Raw genomic sequence first — 15,774 nt, 5'->3', positions numbered from 1 at the left:
TTGCTCTGGCATCAGTTTTCCTGAGGGTGTTGTGCGCCGGCTGCTCTTTCTCAACGGTATCAAGGCGTTCGAAGCTGCGGCCAGGACCGGCAGCTTTGCCGCCGCCGGCGCCGAGCTCAACGTATCCGCCGCCGCGGTCAGCCGGATGGTGCACCTGCTGGAAGAGCGGCTGGAGGTCGCGCTGTTCGAACGCAAGGCCAACCGCCTCGCCACCACGGCGGCGGGCCGCGCCTACCAAAGCGGGCTGACGCCGATCTTCGACGCGCTGGCGAGCCTGACCGCGCAGGTCACTGCGCCTGCAAGCGTGCGCGTGCTGACCATCGGCGTCGGTCCCACCTTTGCGATGAAGTGGCTGATCCCGCGGCTGGCGGACTTCCGCAAACAGGAGCCGGATATCGACGTCCGCATCACCACCGGCGGCGCCGCGGTGCCGTTCGGCGAGGACTGGAGCTGCGGCATCAAGCTCGGCGACGGCGAATGGCCCGGCCTGATCGCCGAACCGCTATTCGCCGCCGACCTGCTGCCGGTCTGCGCGCCGCGCCTTGCCAACACGCTCAAACGCCCCGGCGATCTGAAGGGGCCGACGCTGCTGCGGGTGGCGCATTCGCCCGACGATTGGCCGTCATGGCTCGAGGCCGCCGGCACGGCCCGCATCACCGCCCGCGGACCGGAGTTCGAATTCTACGGCCAGGCGCTGCAGGCCGCCGTCGACGGCCTCGGCATCGCCATGGGCATCCGCCCCTATATCGACGACGACTTGGCCGCCGGCCGGCTGGTCGCGCCGTTTGCGTTAAGTGTGCCGAAAGGCATGCGCTGGTATCTGGTCTATCGCGGCTTCAGCACCGCCCAGCGCGATTTCGCCGCGTTCCGGCGCTGGATTATCCGCGCGGCGGCAGAACCCGCCACGCGCCGCAGGGGCCAGAAACATGCCGGATGAAAAAATCGAAACGCTCGTGATCGGCGGCGGCCAGGCTGGCCTCGTGATGAGCCACCGGCTGAAGGAGCGCGGGCTTTCGCATCTCGTGCTCGAGCGCCATCGGATCGCCGAACGCTGGCGCAGCGAACGCTGGGACGGGCTGAAATTCCAGTTTCCCAACTGGTCGGTGCGGTTGCCGGACTTTCCGTTTCCGCACAGCGATCCGGATGCCTTTGCAAACGTGGATGACATCATCAAATACATCGAGGCCTATGCCGGCTTCGTCAGCCCCCCGATCCGCTGCGGCGTCGAGGTGACGCGGCTGTCGCAGCGTGACGGCGCAGGGTTCATCGCCGAGACCTCCGACGGCACGATCGCGGCGGACAATGTCGTCGTCGCCACCGGTCCCTACCAGCGCAACATCGTCCCGGACCTGCTGGGCGATCATCCCGTGTTCCAGGTCCATGCCGCTGACTACAAGAATCCCGGGCAGCTTCCGCCGGGCGCGGTGCTGGTGGCCGGCGCCGGCGCATCGGGCGCGCAGATCGCCGAGGAATTGGTGCAGGCCGGCCGCCGCGTCTATCTCTCGGTCGGACGGCACCGCCGCCTGCCGCGCCGCTACCGCGGCCGCGACCTGATCTGGTGGCTCGCCGAGATGCGGCTCGATCAGGTCACGCCGGAGGAGCGTGGGCCCGCGCGCCTGGGCCCTGTCATTTCAGGCGCCTATGGCGGCCGCACCATCGATTTCCGCAACTTCGCCGCCGATGGCATGATCCTGTTGGGGCGTATCGAGGCGGCGCATAACGGCGTGCTCGACATTGCATCCGGCCTTGCCGAAAGCCTTGCCGACGGCGACCTCGTCTTCACCACCTTCCTCGATACGGTGGACGCGTATGTGAAACGGCGCCGCATGGAGCTGCCCGAAGACCCCGACGCCCGCGCGACGTTCGCCGACCCGCCTTGCGTCACCGCGCCGCTCACGCGGCTCGACCTCGCCGCGGAAGGCATCTCCGCGGTGATCTGGGCGACCGGCTACGGCGTCGATTTCGGCTGGATCGATCTTCCGGTCACTGACGCCAAAGGCGAAGCAGTCCACCGCAACGGCATATCCGCTGTGCCGGGCCTGTATTTCCTCGGCCTGCAATGGCTGTCGAAGATGAACTCCTCGTTCCTGTCCGGCGTCGGCGACGACGCGGCCGTGCTCGCCGATCATATTCTCGCGCGGCGCTTCTAACCTCGCCCCGCTTGCGGGGTGAAGGACGGGGAGAGGGAGTCGATCGCATCCGGGGAACCCGCAAAAAATCAGCGGACATGTGAACCCGTTCACAAAGTCCCTGCTCCAGCCGTGCTTCTGTCGTCCCATGGGACAAACCCGGGGGACACGCCATGATCTATGGTGGCTTTGAAATTCAGTCGTTCGAGGCAGGGAGAGGGCTGTGGCACGCCAGGATTCAACGGGCCGACCAGAAGCCGGTGGTGATCGATGGGATGACGTTTCCGACACTCGAAGTGGGTTTCGCGTGGTCGGATCCGGAAGCGGCGATTGCGGACGCGAAAGCCCATATCGATCGTTTCAAGCCGCGGTTCGCGAATCCGTAGGCGCGACTGGTGGAACGAGCGGCCACGCGCTGGCCGGCCGAATCTCCGTACCCCTTCCCGAACAGACCCTGCAGGCGACGCCGACGCTCTCGAACTGTCCGGATTGCCGCGCCTCGCTCGCGGTCCTGCGCATCATCCCCGGCCGCGCCGGCGCCGAATACTGGACCATGCGATGCACCCGTTGCGGCGGGGTCCATCTCGATATCGTCAAACCCGCGACCGCCCCACTGACGGCGTAAGGCGTGCAACCCGCCGCCATCGCGGCGGGCGCATTCCGGTCCCCCTACTGCCGTTCACCGTTGCGCCGCGTTCGAAACCCTGAAGATATCGACCGGCGTCGCCGGCTGTGTCGTGCCGGCCCCTGCGGCGGCCGCAACGCCAGCGCGCGTTTGCGCATCGGCGGACGCCGTCCCGCGCGCCGCGTTGCGGATGTTGGTCAGGCCGGTGACCGCGTTATACCAGAATGGCGCGCCGAGCCCGACCAGCAATCCCCCGAGGAAAAGATAGAACCAGACGCCGGGCGAGGTCGGCACCTGAACCCATATCTCTCTACGCCATTGGTTCTTGCCGCAGTCCTTCCACAGCGACCCCAGGCCTTCGCCCTCCTGCTTGTTCGGGTCCTTGCAGGTCCACGCCCATTGAGACATTCTCGCCCGCTCGATGCGCTCGTCGTTCCAGCCGAGGGGCACGCCAAGATCGGCATATTGCTTGACCGTCGCGTCGACCTTGCCGATCGCCTCCGTCCAATCCTGCCTGATCTTCTCCACCTGCGCCTTCACATCGGGCGGCGCGGCGTTCGCATCCTTGACGATATCCTTCACCGCGTCGGCGGCGTCCTTGGCCGCCTTGTACCGCGCCGTCACCGCTTCGGATTGCTCGATCACCTTGGCGCGTGCGTTCGGATCGCGCAGATAGGTCCGAAACAGATCGACCGCATCGACATGGGCCAGAAAGGCCAGCGCGATCGCGACCGCCACCGAGAGCAGCCGGGCGCGGCCCTCGAAATAGACGCTGGCTTCCCTGCCGAACGCCTCGAACTTTTGCGCGACATCCTTGAGCACGACATTGACCGCGTCCGCCGCCGTAGCGCCGGCCTCCCGGGCGGCATTGGTGGCCGCCGCATCCGCATCGGCAATCGCCTGTCCGACATCGATACTGCCGAGCCGCTCCATGAACTCGGCCGGCGTCATCGCGGCCAGATCGCGGCCGCTCCACAGGCCGAATGCCCCGCTCGGATTGTTTGCGACCTGCGCGGCCGGATCGGTCGGCGTCGCCTTGGGCGTCACGCCCATCGGGGCGCGGTTGGCGCTCATGCGCTCGACGAACGCCGTGCGCGCGCCCGTCAGCAACTCCCTGATTCGATCGCTCCTGGCCGCGGCCGCGATCGCCGGATCCGCCGCCACGGCGCGCGCGATCGCCGGCGCGACATATTTCGCGAGCACCTGGTCGAACATCTGCCCGAGCACGTATTTGAGTCCAGCTTCGCGCATCGAGAAGGTGCGGTGAATGATTTCGACGAATGACGAGACCACCAGCGACAACGCGAGCATCGTGATCGCGAAGGCCAGCGCGGCTTCAATGAGCTGCATTGACTTCCCCCCTCGATCTACCCCGTCGACATTCAATCACAGGCTGTTTTTTGCGGTCAACGTCTCTCGCTTCGTTCTGCACCGCGATTGTCAGCGGTTGGCAGCAGTTCCGGCGCCGGCGCGTTTGTGGCGGGTCGACAAGACGGGTTGACGATTTCGGCCTTTTCAGCGGCCTGCCGCAGTCCCATATTGCCGGCATGGCGAAGACTCCCGAAGTTCCAAAAAAATCCAAAACCCCGAAATCCAAAGCGCACCGGCCGGACGTGCAGCCGATCGCTCCGGCGCTCGCCGAACTGCTCAATCCCGCGATCAACCGCGGCGACGCCGGCATGGGTTCGGGCACCGGCCTGCAGCCGCCGCCGGACAATTCGTGGGACCGCCGCGCCGGCGGCGAGGCCGCGGCGCACCGTGCGCGCGCCTCGACCAAGGGAACCGGCGAAGACGTTGCCAAACGCGATGCATCCAGCCAAGGCCTCGAAGAAGCCCCGCAAGCCAATTACGGCACGTCGGCGACGATTCCGACGCTCGATCCTGAACTCGCGCGGCAACTCGGCCTGCCGACGGCGGAGGACGACGACGAGGCGCTGGCCCGGCCGCCGCGCAGCAAGATGGAGGCGTTCGGCGTCAAGGCCACCGCCGACGCGCTGGAGAATCTGATCCGCGACGGCCGCCCGGAATTCAAGGGCGATGACGGCCAGATCAGAGTCTGGACGCCGCACCGGCCGCCGCGCCCGGAAAAGTCCGAAGGCGGCGTGCGCTTCGTGATCAAATCCGAATACGAGCCGAAGGGCGACCAGCCGACCGCGATCAAGGAACTGGTCGAAGGCATCAACCGCAACGACCGCACGCAGGTGCTGCTCGGCGTCACCGGCTCGGGCAAGACCTACACCATGGCCAAGGTGATCGAGGCCACGCAGCGCCCCGCCATCATCCTCGCGCCGAACAAGACGCTGGCCGCCCAGCTCTATGGCGAGTTCAAGAGTTTTTTCCCCGACAACGCGGTGGAATATTTCGTCAGTTATTACGACTACTACCAGCCAGAGGCCTACGTCCCGCGGACCGATACCTACATCGAAAAAGACTCGTCCATCAACGAGCAGATCGACCGCATGCGCCATTCGGCGACGCGCGCGCTGCTCGAGCGCGACGACGTCATCATCGTCGCGTCCGTGTCCTGCATCTACGGTATCGGCTCGGTCGAGACCTACACCGCGATGACCTTCGCGCTGAAGAAGGGCGAGCGCATCGACCAGCGGCAATTGATCGCCGACCTCGTCGCGCTGCAATACAAGCGCACGCAGGCCGATTTCACCCGCGGCACGTTTCGCGTCCGTGGCGACGTCATCGACATCTTCCCGGCGCACTATGAGGACCGCGCCTGGCGCGTGAACCTGTTCGGCGACACCGTGGAAAATATCGAAGAGTTCGACCCGCTCACCGGCCACAAACAGGACGATCTCGAATTCATCAAGATCTACGCCAATTCGCACTATGTGACGCCGCGACCGACGCTGGTGCAGGCGATCAAGTCGATCAAGAGCGAACTCAAGCTGCGGCTCGACGAGCTCAACAACCACGGCCGCCTCCTGGAAGCGCAGCGACTGGAGCAGCGCACCACCTTCGATCTCGAAATGATGGAGGCGACGGGCAGCTGCGCCGGCATCGAAAACTATTCGCGCTACCTCACGGGACGCCGCCCCGGCGAGCCGCCGCCGACGCTGTTCGAATACGTGCCCGACAATGCGCTGGTGTTCGCCGACGAAAGCCACGTCACCGTCCCCCAGATCGGCGGCATGTTCAAGGGCGACTTCCGCCGCAAGGCGACGCTCGCCGAATACGGTTTCCGCCTGCCCTCCTGCATGGACAACCGTCCACTGCGGTTCGAGGAATGGGACATGATGCGCCCGCAGAGCATCGCGGTGTCGGCGACCCCGAGCGGCTGGGAGCTGAACGAAAGCGGCGGCGTGTTCGTCGAGCAGGTGATCCGCCCGACCGGGCTGATCGATCCGCCGGTCCACATTCGCCCCGCCCGTACGCAGGTCGACGATCTCGTCGGCGAGGTGCGCGCCACGGCACAAGCCGGTCATCGCTCGCTGATCACGGTGCTGACCAAACGGATGGCGGAAGACCTCACGGAATATTTGCACGAGCAGGGCATTCGCGTGCGCTACATGCACTCGGATATCGACACCATCGAGCGCATCGAGATCATCCGGGACCTGCGCCTCGGCGCGTTCGACGCGCTGGTCGGCATCAATCTGCTGCGCGAGGGCCTCGACATTCCCGAATGCGCGCTGGTTGCGATCCTCGATGCCGACAAGGAAGGCTTTTTGCGCAGCGAGACCTCGCTGATCCAGACCATCGGCCGCGCCGCGCGCAACGTCGACGGCAAGGTGATCCTCTATGCCGACCAGATGACCGGCTCGATGGAGCGCGCCATCGCCGAAACCGACCGCCGCCGCGAGAAGCAGGTCGAGTACAACACGGCGAACGACATCACGCCGGAGAGCATCAAGAAGTCGATCGGCGACATCATGAACTCTGTCTACGAGCGCGACCACGTGCTGGTCGAGATCGGCGACGGCGGCATGGCCGACGACGTGATCTCCATCGGCCACAATTTCGAGGCGGTATTGTCCGACCTCGAAACAAGAATGCGTGAAGCCGCCGCCGACCTGAATTTTGAGGAAGCCGCCAGACTGCGCGACGAAGTCAAACGCCTCCGCGCCACCGAAATGGCCGTCGTCGACGACCCCACCGCCAAGCAACGCACCGTGCAAGGCAAGGCCGGCGCCTATGCCGGGACGAAGAAATACGGCGAGGCCGCGAATTTGCCCGTCAGCGCGATGAAAAAGAAAGGCGTCTCCGCCGCCCTCAAAGCCAGCGGCAGCCGCGCTCCCTCTGCTCCCTCGCCCCGTCCTTCACGGGGTCGAGACGAGCGAAGCTCGCTCTTAGAGGGTCGGGGTGAGGGGCAATCCACGGGCGGTGCCAGCAGCACCTCCAAAATCCACAAACCCCACCTCGACGAAATGCACGGCCCGGAATCCCTGCCCTTCCGCCCCGGCAGCGCCAAACCGCGCAAGCCGGAGCTCACCAGCGGCAGCAAAATCTTCCAGCCGACAGACTCGCGCCAGTCCGGCCCGGAGTTCGGCCCCGCGCCCCGCTCAAGCGGCGGTGCACCGGGGCATCGGGGTGGGCGGAAGAAGAGGTAGAGTCAGGCTACCAGCGCGAAATGAATTGACGGCGATCGATCGTCATTGCGAGCGCAGCGAATCCAGCTCTCTTTTGGCTCTGGATTGCTTCGTCGCTACGCACCTCGCAATGAGGTAGCATCCGTCACCGCTGATTCAATCTAAAATCGTCATGCTCTAGCAATTCGAAGTAGTTGCGCTACGCTGGCGCCATGAAACTCGGCTTCGAAGAGTCCCAAACCCTTTACACCAGCGGTACGCAGAAAGCCCGCGCGTGGACCGAAGCCTGGGTCAGCGCACAGGCGTATTGCCCGCACTGCGGCAACGCGAAGATGTCGCAATTTCCGAACAACAGTCCGCTCGCCGACTTCCTTTGCGGATCGTGCAGCGAGGAATTCGAACTGAAGAGTCAGAAGAGCAGGTTCGGCGCGAAGGTCGCCGACGGTGCCTACAAGACCAAATGCGAGAGGTTGGCGGCCAGCAACAATCCCAACCTGCTGCTGATGAACTACAACGTCAAATCACTATCGGTCGTCAATCTCCTGATCGTTCCAAAACACTTCTTCGTCCGCGAGATCATTGAAGAGCGCAAGCCGTTGGCGGCTACAGCGAGAAGAGCTGGCTGGATAGGATCTAACATCATCCTGTCCCGCGTTCCCGAGTCCGGCAAAATTCACATCGTGAAGGGCGGCGTCGTTCGTCCCAAAGACATCGTCCTCGAAGAGTGGCAAAGGACGCCGTTTCTCAGGAACGAGTCGCCGGAGACCCGGGGATGGCTGCTCGATGTGATGAGATGCGTGGAGTCGCTCGGCAAGCGTGATTTCACACTCGAAGAGGTGTATGCTTTCGAGCGGCATCTTGGCGATCTTTACCCGGGCAATCAGAACGTCAAGCCCAAGATACGCCAGCAGCTTCAATATCTGCGCGACCGTGGATTTATCGAGTTCGTGTCGCGCGGCAATTATCGTATGCGACCCTAGGAGAATCGCATGGCGTGGTTTCTCAATCTCTACAAATGCGATCGATGCAGGCGCCGATGGGCCGATGAATGGTCCTGCATGTGCGACGATGAATGTCCGCATTGCGGCGCGCGCGACATGACGCCGTACGAGAGTGAAGAATTGACCACCTTGATCGAGGAAGAACGTGGTGAGTTCGTCGTGCTCTGGTCGCCGGAGACGGCAGAGCACGATCCTGACTACCGCGAACTCGGGCGTTTTCCGTCCCGCGAAAAGGCGCTGGAGTTTTTGTCTGCGGACGGATGACCTGAATGTGCGTCATTCCGGAAGCCGTATAGCGGATCGGAATGACCGGCCGACAGATCACTTCATACTCACCACCGCGACCGCCAGCAGCGCCAGCATCAGTTCGCTCGTCACCAGTTGCACCGACGTCGTCGGCCGTTCGCGCCACTTCGCGATCTTCTCGGCGAATGACAGGCTCGCGTTGAAGAACAGCGGCTCGTAGCCGTGCCTGAAGAATTTTGGAAATTTTGGCGCGAGCCAGGGCGTGAACAGGCCGTGGAGCACCGAGGTCAGCACGACGAACAACACGACGCCGCCGGCGATGTCGTGGCGGGCGAGTTTCAGCAGCAACGCCGCGGCGGCGAATGTCGGAAAGCCCTGCAGGATGGCGGTCAGCGTAAAGCCTTCGAGGCGGTTCTGCGCGGATGATTTCGGGGCGGCAATCGCGTTCATGGCGGCGGCTCCTGCGCTTCACGTCCTCGGCGAGGACGGTCATGAGCGGGAGAATGAAAAATCGGGAAGAGTTATGCCGTGATGGGGATCACGCTGCTTGAAGCATGGGAGCGCATGGCGAGAGCCCCTCACTTGGCGCTTCGCGCCGACCTCTAAGAGCGAGCTTCGCTCGTCTCGACCCCGCAAGTGCGGGGCGAGGCAACTCCCGGTGCGCTTCGCGCGGCCGCAAAAACCTGACAAATTCCGAGCGGCGTCGCACGAGCACTACCATCGATTGCGTTGCTTGCCAGGCAAACGAGGCCTGGCTTGGTCCAGCCCTCGTAGGGACGTCAAACAACTTCTCTGGTTCCTTTGATTTAAGTCAACGGGACCTCACAGTGCGTGACCATTTTTTGCGGCCTGCCTGGGGGCTTACCTGGGAGAACGCCGATGTTGAAGATAGTAATGGCCGGAACAACTGCACTCTTCCTTACTGCATCCTCGATTGCCAACGCGCAAAGTTCGCAAACCTCTGCTCCCGCGTCTCCGGAACGGTTAAATGCAGCCGACCGGAATAGTCTGACGGACATGAGGATTGATCTAGCAAAGGCCGCGTTGCAGCTAACACCTGACCAAGAAAAGCTTTGGCCGCCTGTGGAGACCGCTATTCGTGCCAGGACGGACGATCGGAAAGCCCGTATTGCAAAAATCCAGGAAACAGTGGGTAGACGGGCCGACGAGAGCCGTGTCGAAGTCATGCGCAATCGTGACCCCATCGCCTTCTTGCAACGACGATCGGAAGCATTGGCTCAACGATCAGCCGATTTGGATAAGCTCGCCGAGGCCTGGCAGCCACTCTACAAAACGCTTAGCCCCGAACAGAGGCAGCGCATGACGGCCCTCGCGATCTTTGTACTCCACGATATGAGTGATGCCGTAGAACGGCGTCGTGCGCAGTCTGAGGACGAGGACTGAAGCAAAGTAGTTCGATTCGTACCTGCCGCATAATGGTCGGAGCATGCGCGGCTAACTGACGTTAAGCTCGGGCGATGTCCGCTTTGGGGGCAAAGGCCGACATCCCCGGGTCTACAAGGCGTGTTTGCTTTGCCCTCGAAAGCAGAAACCGCTCGTTTATCAATGCACACGCCTCACGATGCGAAGCCAGCGGATCAGTGCGCGCCGCCCCTCTGCGGTTATGCCGTTAAAACCATCGCGCAGGGAAAGCCGGGTGTTCCGCCGCACTTGTAGTCTGCCGTGTGCATTGATGTGCGCACGACTGCGGGTGCTGAGGGCACCCGGCTTTCCCTGCGCCCTGTTGGTTTTTCGAGGGCATCGCCGATCGCATCCCTACGGGCGCTTCGCGCCGCGAGAATGCGGAGGCGTGTCTTCTTGTAGGATGGGTAGAGCGAAGCGAAACCCATCGAGCACCGCGTCCGTCGCGGTTGATGGGTATCGCTTCGCTCCACCCATCCTAGGTTCTGGATCACCCGCTCGGGTGATGGCTGTTTGAAATTCGAATGAGCGCGCAGCACACTCGCTGTCGTCCCTGCGAACGCAGGGACCCATAGCCACCGGCGGACGTTTTGCGAAAGGTATCTCCCACACGGCCTTATCGAGAGATCACGCGGTATGGGTCCCTGCGTTCGCAAGGACGACATCGAAGATGCCCCCTCACCCCGATCGCCGGTTGCTCGTGTTCTGGGTCAGATTGCCGTGCGCGGCCTGCTCGCGGATGTTGTTCTTCTCGTCGTCGCGATGGCCCTTGGTGGTGTCGAGGGGAACGCTGGGTGCGCTGCCGGGGCCCTTGTGGCTCTGGTTGTCCTCAGGGATCGGAGGAACGGATTTCGTCATCATGGTCTCCGTTATCAACGGAAAGAGTCAACGCTGCTCACGGCGAGATCGTTCCCTGGTACACATTGTCGCCGGCCGCAAAAGCCGGTTTAGTGCGGATACGGTGGCTACAATGGGAGACCCTCTTGAAGGCAATCGGCGCGGTCATCTTGCTCGCACTCGGCGGCCTGCCGCTGAGCGGACCGGCCTTCGCCCAGGCAAAAGATAAGGCGCCAAATGCCGACCGGCCGTTGCTCGCGACGTTCTGCGATGCCGCTGACATCAAGGGATCGGCCTGCAGCCGGGCAAGGGGATATCGCAGCGGCAAGCGTTGTGACGTCAAGCTGCAGCCGGACCGCCACAGCGGCAAATTCCTCGCCGACGGCAGCACACTTCTCGTCGTCAATTACGGGAGTGGATGCGAGCCCCACGCCACGGATTTCGGCGGCGCGGTGATCTTCGAACAGAAGGACGGCGCCGCCATCTTCAGGGGATATCAGCCCGGCTTCCGGGCCAATGATTGCATCATCCTTGCGCGGAATGAGAAGCAGGACCGCCTGATCTGCATCACCGGCCATCTCGGGCAAGGCCATCTCGAATCCGGCGTCGCGGAAATGGTGTTCACCCGGGACTTCTCTGGTAACATCGATGTGTCGCTGAACTATTTCGTGAGGGCGGAGGACGCGACCGGCGCCCATGGCTCCAACGCCGTCGACTGCAAGGAAACGTCGGTTTATTTCGGCCTCGCCAAACTCGGCGCCGGACCGGGGCGCGATACGGTCGCCGTCGATATCGCCTACGCCGACAAGGACACGATCGCGACCGCATGTGGAAAGGGCTTTCCGCGCCCGAAGGATATCCTTGGCGAGCTCGGACCCGGCGAGGCCTATGTCCCGCCCGGCCATGAGAAGAAGGCAAGGTTCGTGATCGACCTCACGACCAGCCAGGCGGTGCCGGAAGCGGAGTTCGGCAAGCGATGATTACCGCCCTTGCTGCGTCACGGCCGCATGTGGACGGCGGTGAACCTTTTGGAAACCACCGCGTCACATACTGTGAGTCCTTTTGCTGATTGATCGCTCTGCCGTTCCCTTCACCATGGGTCCGGCGGCAAGAGCAGGGTCGAATGCAGGCGGGGAGCGACGAATGACCGAGGGGCCCAACCGCCAGCACGTGCTGGATTTCCTCAACGTCCTGTATTCCGGCGACGTCGAAGCCGCGCTGGAGCGCTGCACTGACGACGTCGAATTCCTCGCCAATGCCCCGATCGACATCCTGCCGCATATGGGCCACCGCCGCGGCAAGGCCGAGCTGCGCGAGATGTGGAATGCGGTGCGCGCCCGCTATTCCGAATTGCGCTGCGAGGTGCCGATGCTGGTCACCGAAGACAACAAGGCGGCGGCGTTCATCCGCGTGTTCTTCCGCAAGAGCATCAATCAGCGCATGGTGCAGTTCGACATCGCCGGCTTCTATACGCTGCGCGACGGCAAGATCAGCCAGATCAGGGAAATCATCGACACCTTCGATCTGGTCCAGCAACTGCTCGAACGCGACGTCGCCGCGATCCTGACCGGCCGGAGGCCGGACCCGATCTAGCGTTTACGGACGCCGTCATTCCGGGGCGCACGAAGTGCGAACCCGGAATCTCGAGATTCCCCGGTGCGCGATTGCGCACCTGAGGTCTGGTCCTTCGGACCATCCCGGAATGACAGCCCTTCAGTTTCTTCCGCGCGCCATTGAACCTCATCACGTTGGCCGTGACACACCACAAGGCTGTTTCCGGACACGAAGAACGTATGAAGATCGCATTGCTGGCTTTGCTTGGTTTGGCGTTGGGGGCGCTGGGAGGTGCGGCACTGGGCATCGGGGCCGGCCTCGCCTGGGTGGAATTCTTCAAAACCACGAGTTTTGAAGGCTATAGCGGGATGCTGGTGTTCTTCACCTTCATGCCGCTGGGAGCCGCGATCGGCGGCATCGGCGGTGCCCTGCTGTTCGGCATCATCGCCATTCGCGACACCGAAATCGCCATCGAGCGCAAGCCGGTGCGCCGCCATGACCATTAAGTGATCGGAAAACCGGCCGGAATCGCCGCATTTGTGCAATGCAAAAACGACAATTGTATTTCGGCCAAACTGTTCTATTTCTGGCTGCAACAGTGAAGTTCGGCATTTCGGCCCGGCGTCGATGAAGACGCCCCCTTTGGCCGCGATGGCCGCTTATTGAATCCAGTCTCAAGGACCAGACCAAAATGACAGAGCATAGTCTCTGGCGTTTTTCGCGCGCGTTGCATCGCGCGATCAATGAACGCCAGCCCGCCGATCTCGAAGCCCTGCTCGATGAGGACGTCGACTGGGCGATCTTTGGCCCGATCGACATGTATCCGTTCTTCGGCTCGCGCCGCGGCAAGGCGGCCGTGATCGACGTGATCAGGCAGATCGCCGACAACTTTCGCGTCCACCGCTTCGACCGCGAATCGATCATGCTGGGCTTGGATTCGGCCGCCTCGATGATGCGCTATTCGCTGACCGCGCTGGATTCGAACAAGCCGATCTCCTTACGGATCGCCCATTTCGCCCAGTTCAGGGCCGGCCGCCTGACCAACTTCCGCGTGCTGGTCGACACCTTCGATCTGGTCGAACAGACCGTGGGCTTTCCGATTCACCTGCCGCGGATGGCGGTCTAGCTCACGCTAATCGATTCCAATCGTCATGCCCGGAAGCGCGAGCAGCAACTTCGCGCGCGCGGGCATCCACGTCTTCCTTCGCCCGCCCCAAGGGAGCGTGGATGGCCGGGTCAGCTGGCGTGACGATGCGCTGTGCCCGGCCATGACGTTCGCGTGAAGTGAGCAGGATCGCACCCGCCACAATTTCGCAACAGAGCGAACGCATTCTGGGCGCGACTTGGAATGCGGGCGGGCAATGATTCCCAAAATGCGATTTGGCTGGGCGTGGCTGCCAATGCTGGCGGCCGGCGTAAGTGTGGCTTCGATGCTGGCGGCAGCGGCGCAGACGCCGCCGGCGGACGACGATGCGGACGAGCCTGCGGCGGCGGAAGAGACCGAGGCGGCTCCCAGCGTCAACGACATCGACATCATGAAAGACATCGACGTCAGCAAGCTCGACTGGAGCCTGCTCAATGTCGATGCGTCGACCCTGACCGGTCCGGCGCCGAAGGCAAGCGCCGCGTCGAAAGCCACTGCCAGCGCGGATGCCGCATGGTCCGCCAATGAAAGAGCGAACGGCACCTCCGCGGTGTCGGTCAAGCAATCCATCTCGCCGTTCTGGGATACGCGCGTCGGCGCCGACATGACGGTCGCACGGCAGGGCACGGCGACGACGTCCGAACTGCTCTCGGAAAAACTCGCCAATGGCGGCAGCCTGCCGCAATCGTCCGGCACCGCCTGGGCGGCGATCACGGCCCCCGGCGTTGCCTCGATTTGGGACAAGACCTCGGTCGAAGCCCGCGTCGATCCCGGATCCGAGCAGAGCAGGCTCGGCACCTCCTTGAGCAAATCGCTGCCGCTCGGCGAGCAATATTCGCTGACCCTGAAGAACAACTACAACCTGATCCAGCAAGGCATCGTGCCGGTGCCCGGCATCGTCAGCCATCCGGCGCGCAGCCACGAGACCGACCAGTCGGCAAAACTCAGCATCACCGACACCGGCACCAGCCTGATCGCCGGCCAGACCCTGTCGACGTCGGACGACAAATGGCTGCGCAAGGTCGGCGCCGAGCAGAAGCTGTTCGACGGCGTCACCATTTCCGGCTCGATCGGCGAAACGCCGTCCGGCGCCGCCAACAAAAGCCTCAGCGCAGGGTTCAAACGCAGCTGGTAGAGGCTGGAGTTGTCCCGATTTGACGCGTTTTCCGGCCCGAAGGCACCGTCCCCCGAGAATGATCCAGCATTGCCGCAGATTGGCCCAGATGCGGCCAAAATCGGCAGGGCAGATGGGAACGCTCCACTTTGTCGTGCGGGGGACTTCCGCGCTCGCCTGAAAGCGAAACAGAGGAATTGCCGATGAACGCCACCATTCGCCCCGAACAGATTGATGAAACCCCGGAGGTCGACAACGATCTCGCCGCCGTATCCGAAGTCGAAGCCGGCATCCGCGATTTCGTTCGCAACGACATTGCCTACCTGCGCCGCCCCGCATTGGCCCCGGACACCGCGCCGCTCGACGCCAACGCGGAAGCCACCGTCAACAACGTCAATTCGCTGATCCAGCGCGTCGCCGGCACCTCGCTTGCGGAAATCGAGAAGCTTATTTCCGAACTCGAAAGCCTCCGCGACCTCCTGCATGCCGAAGGCCAGCGCGTCCAGCGCGAGATTTCCGGCTATGCCCAGCTCAGCCAGGCTGCGATGAAGTCGACGCGCATGATCGCCGACAACGTCACGCAGTGGAAGCGCGCCGCCGACGGCCTGCGCAACAGCTGATCCCGATCGTTGCAAAAATCTAACACTCCGCCGCGTTCCGTACGGGAGCGCGGCGGTTTCGTTTGGCAGGATTCGATCTGAACTTTATAAGCACGGTGGCGTCCAAGGACGGATGTCGTCACGTGACGGCAGGCACCTTTTGGGGGACACACACCGGCGATGCAAAACGTTCAGCCAGACAACATGAATTCCATGCCGTTGCGGCAATCGTCGCACAGCGTGGGCACGATCGCGATCCGCTTCGTCGGACTGCTGACGCTTGCGGTCGTGGCAATGACGCTGATCTGGAGCCGCTGAACTTCTTCAGCGCTCATGGCTATCCGATCCGCGACTACTGGCGGACGAACGCGGTGTCCTCGATCGTGTAGACGCCGTCGGCATAGGATTTCACCACCATGCCGGCGGTCAGCATTACCGCCAGCGTGACGGTTGCGAAGACAAAGCCGACGAATTTCAGGCTGCTGCGATCTGCCATCATCATCCCCTCGGTACTTCCCCTGAGACGCTTATGGCAGGCAGAAAGTTCAAATTGCGTTAGCAA

Annotated in this window: 18 protein-coding genes; 13 read left to right on the top strand and 5 right to left on the bottom strand. The window is 63.1% G+C overall.

All coding sequences use genetic code 11. From position 1 onward, the window contains the following. The first annotated feature begins 31 nt into the window (after positions 1-31). From JQ624_RS22110 to JQ624_RS22100, 3 genes are all read left to right on the top strand, one after another. Positions 32-937, top strand: a complete 906-nt coding sequence (locus tag JQ624_RS22110; protein ID WP_212421005.1) for a LysR substrate-binding domain-containing protein — start codon at positions 32-34, stop codon at positions 935-937. Next, a complete protein-coding gene (locus tag JQ624_RS22105; protein WP_212421004.1) occupies positions 927-2,150 on the top strand; it encodes an NAD(P)-binding domain-containing protein in 1,224 nt (407 codons plus the stop codon). Before JQ624_RS22110 ends, JQ624_RS22105 begins: the two co-directional genes overlap by 11 nt. Positions 2,151-2,302: 152 nt before the next feature. Next, positions 2,303-2,515 (top strand): hypothetical protein, encoded by a 213-nt coding sequence (locus JQ624_RS22100; RefSeq protein ID WP_212421003.1) that lies wholly within the window; start codon positions 2,303-2,305, stop codon positions 2,513-2,515. A gap of 293 nt (positions 2,516-2,808) precedes the next feature. On the opposite strand, the gene JQ624_RS22095 is transcribed toward JQ624_RS22100, so the two are convergent. Beyond that, positions 2,809-4,104 carry a hypothetical protein gene (locus JQ624_RS22095; protein ID WP_212421002.1) on the bottom strand — a complete coding sequence of 432 codons (1,296 nt, stop codon included), beginning with the start codon at positions 4,102-4,104 and terminating at the stop codon, positions 2,809-2,811. A gap of 197 nt (positions 4,105-4,301) precedes the next feature. On the opposite strand from JQ624_RS22095, the gene uvrB reads away from it, so the two are divergent. The 3 genes from uvrB (at position 4,302) to JQ624_RS22080 (ending at position 8,560) form a co-directional block, all read left to right on the top strand. Continuing rightward, the gene (gene uvrB / locus JQ624_RS22090) at positions 4,302-7,316 is read left to right on the top strand and encodes an excinuclease ABC subunit UvrB (RefSeq protein ID WP_212421001.1); all 3,015 of its coding nucleotides are present in this window, start codon (positions 4,302-4,304) and stop codon (positions 7,314-7,316) included. Between the two features lie 191 nt (positions 7,317-7,507). Next, positions 7,508-8,275, top strand: coding sequence for a DpnI domain-containing protein (locus JQ624_RS22085; RefSeq protein ID WP_212421000.1), 768 nt, complete (start codon positions 7,508-7,510; stop codon positions 8,273-8,275). A gap of 78 nt (positions 8,276-8,353) precedes the next feature. Then, positions 8,354-8,560: a hypothetical protein gene (locus JQ624_RS22080; RefSeq protein WP_249129979.1), complete on the top strand. Its 207-nt coding sequence runs from the start codon at positions 8,354-8,356 to the stop codon at positions 8,558-8,560. Positions 8,561-8,617: 57 nt separating this feature from the next. Here the strand turns inward: JQ624_RS22080 and JQ624_RS22075 are convergent, their stop codons facing one another. Next, positions 8,618-8,992, bottom strand: coding sequence for a hypothetical protein (locus JQ624_RS22075; RefSeq protein WP_212420998.1), 375 nt, complete (start codon positions 8,990-8,992; stop codon positions 8,618-8,620). 429 nt (positions 8,993-9,421) lie between these two features. Here JQ624_RS22075 and JQ624_RS22070 point away from each other — a divergent pair, with 429 nt between their 5' ends. Continuing rightward, entirely contained in the window at positions 9,422-9,946 is a 525-nt protein-coding gene (locus JQ624_RS22070) for a Spy/CpxP family protein refolding chaperone (RefSeq protein WP_212420997.1), read from the top strand. A gap of 696 nt (positions 9,947-10,642) precedes the next feature. Here the strand turns inward: JQ624_RS22070 and JQ624_RS22065 are convergent. Continuing rightward, complete coding sequence (locus JQ624_RS22065) at positions 10,643-10,822, bottom strand: hypothetical protein (RefSeq protein ID WP_212420996.1); 180 nt, start codon at positions 10,820-10,822, stop codon at positions 10,643-10,645. A 125-nt stretch (positions 10,823-10,947) separates the two neighbouring features. Here JQ624_RS22065 and JQ624_RS22060 point away from each other — a divergent pair, with 125 nt between their 5' ends. The 6 genes from JQ624_RS22060 (at position 10,948) to JQ624_RS22035 (ending at position 15,233) form a co-directional block, all read left to right on the top strand. After that, positions 10,948-11,781, top strand: a complete 834-nt coding sequence (locus JQ624_RS22060; protein WP_212420995.1) for a hypothetical protein — start codon at positions 10,948-10,950, stop codon at positions 11,779-11,781. 163 nt (positions 11,782-11,944) lie between these two features. Further along, complete coding sequence (locus JQ624_RS22055) at positions 11,945-12,394, top strand: nuclear transport factor 2 family protein (RefSeq protein ID WP_212420994.1); 450 nt, start codon at positions 11,945-11,947, stop codon at positions 12,392-12,394. 200 nt (positions 12,395-12,594) lie between these two features. Beyond that, complete coding sequence (locus tag JQ624_RS22050; protein WP_212421073.1) at positions 12,595-12,861, top strand: hypothetical protein; 267 nt, start codon at positions 12,595-12,597, stop codon at positions 12,859-12,861. Positions 12,862-13,046: 185 nt separating this feature from the next. Continuing rightward, positions 13,047-13,481 carry a nuclear transport factor 2 family protein gene (locus JQ624_RS22045; protein ID WP_212420993.1) on the top strand — a complete coding sequence of 145 codons (435 nt, stop codon included), beginning with the start codon at positions 13,047-13,049 and terminating at the stop codon, positions 13,479-13,481. 247 nt (positions 13,482-13,728) lie between these two features. Next, positions 13,729-14,634, top strand: coding sequence for a hypothetical protein (locus tag JQ624_RS22040; RefSeq protein WP_249129978.1), 906 nt, complete (start codon positions 13,729-13,731; stop codon positions 14,632-14,634). A 182-nt stretch (positions 14,635-14,816) separates the two neighbouring features. Further along, positions 14,817-15,233: a hypothetical protein gene (locus JQ624_RS22035; protein WP_212420992.1), complete on the top strand. Its 417-nt coding sequence runs from the start codon at positions 14,817-14,819 to the stop codon at positions 15,231-15,233. A gap of 170 nt (positions 15,234-15,403) precedes the next feature. Here the strand turns inward: JQ624_RS22035 and JQ624_RS22030 are convergent, their stop codons facing one another. Both JQ624_RS22030 and JQ624_RS22025 read right to left on the bottom strand, forming a co-directional pair. Then, positions 15,404-15,547 (bottom strand): hypothetical protein, encoded by a 144-nt coding sequence (locus JQ624_RS22030; RefSeq protein WP_212420991.1) that lies wholly within the window; start codon positions 15,545-15,547, stop codon positions 15,404-15,406. Positions 15,548-15,564: 17 nt separating this feature from the next. Next, positions 15,565-15,708 (bottom strand): hypothetical protein, encoded by a 144-nt coding sequence (locus JQ624_RS22025; RefSeq protein ID WP_212420990.1) that lies wholly within the window; start codon positions 15,706-15,708, stop codon positions 15,565-15,567. Positions 15,709-15,774: the final 66 nt, after the last annotated feature.

This window comes from Bradyrhizobium sp. AUGA SZCCT0283, assembly GCF_018130385.1.
Lineage (GTDB): Bacteria > Pseudomonadota > Alphaproteobacteria > Rhizobiales > Xanthobacteraceae > Bradyrhizobium.
Note: the sequence above shows the minus strand (reverse complement) of the source record. Positions and strands in the feature narration are given on the sequence as shown.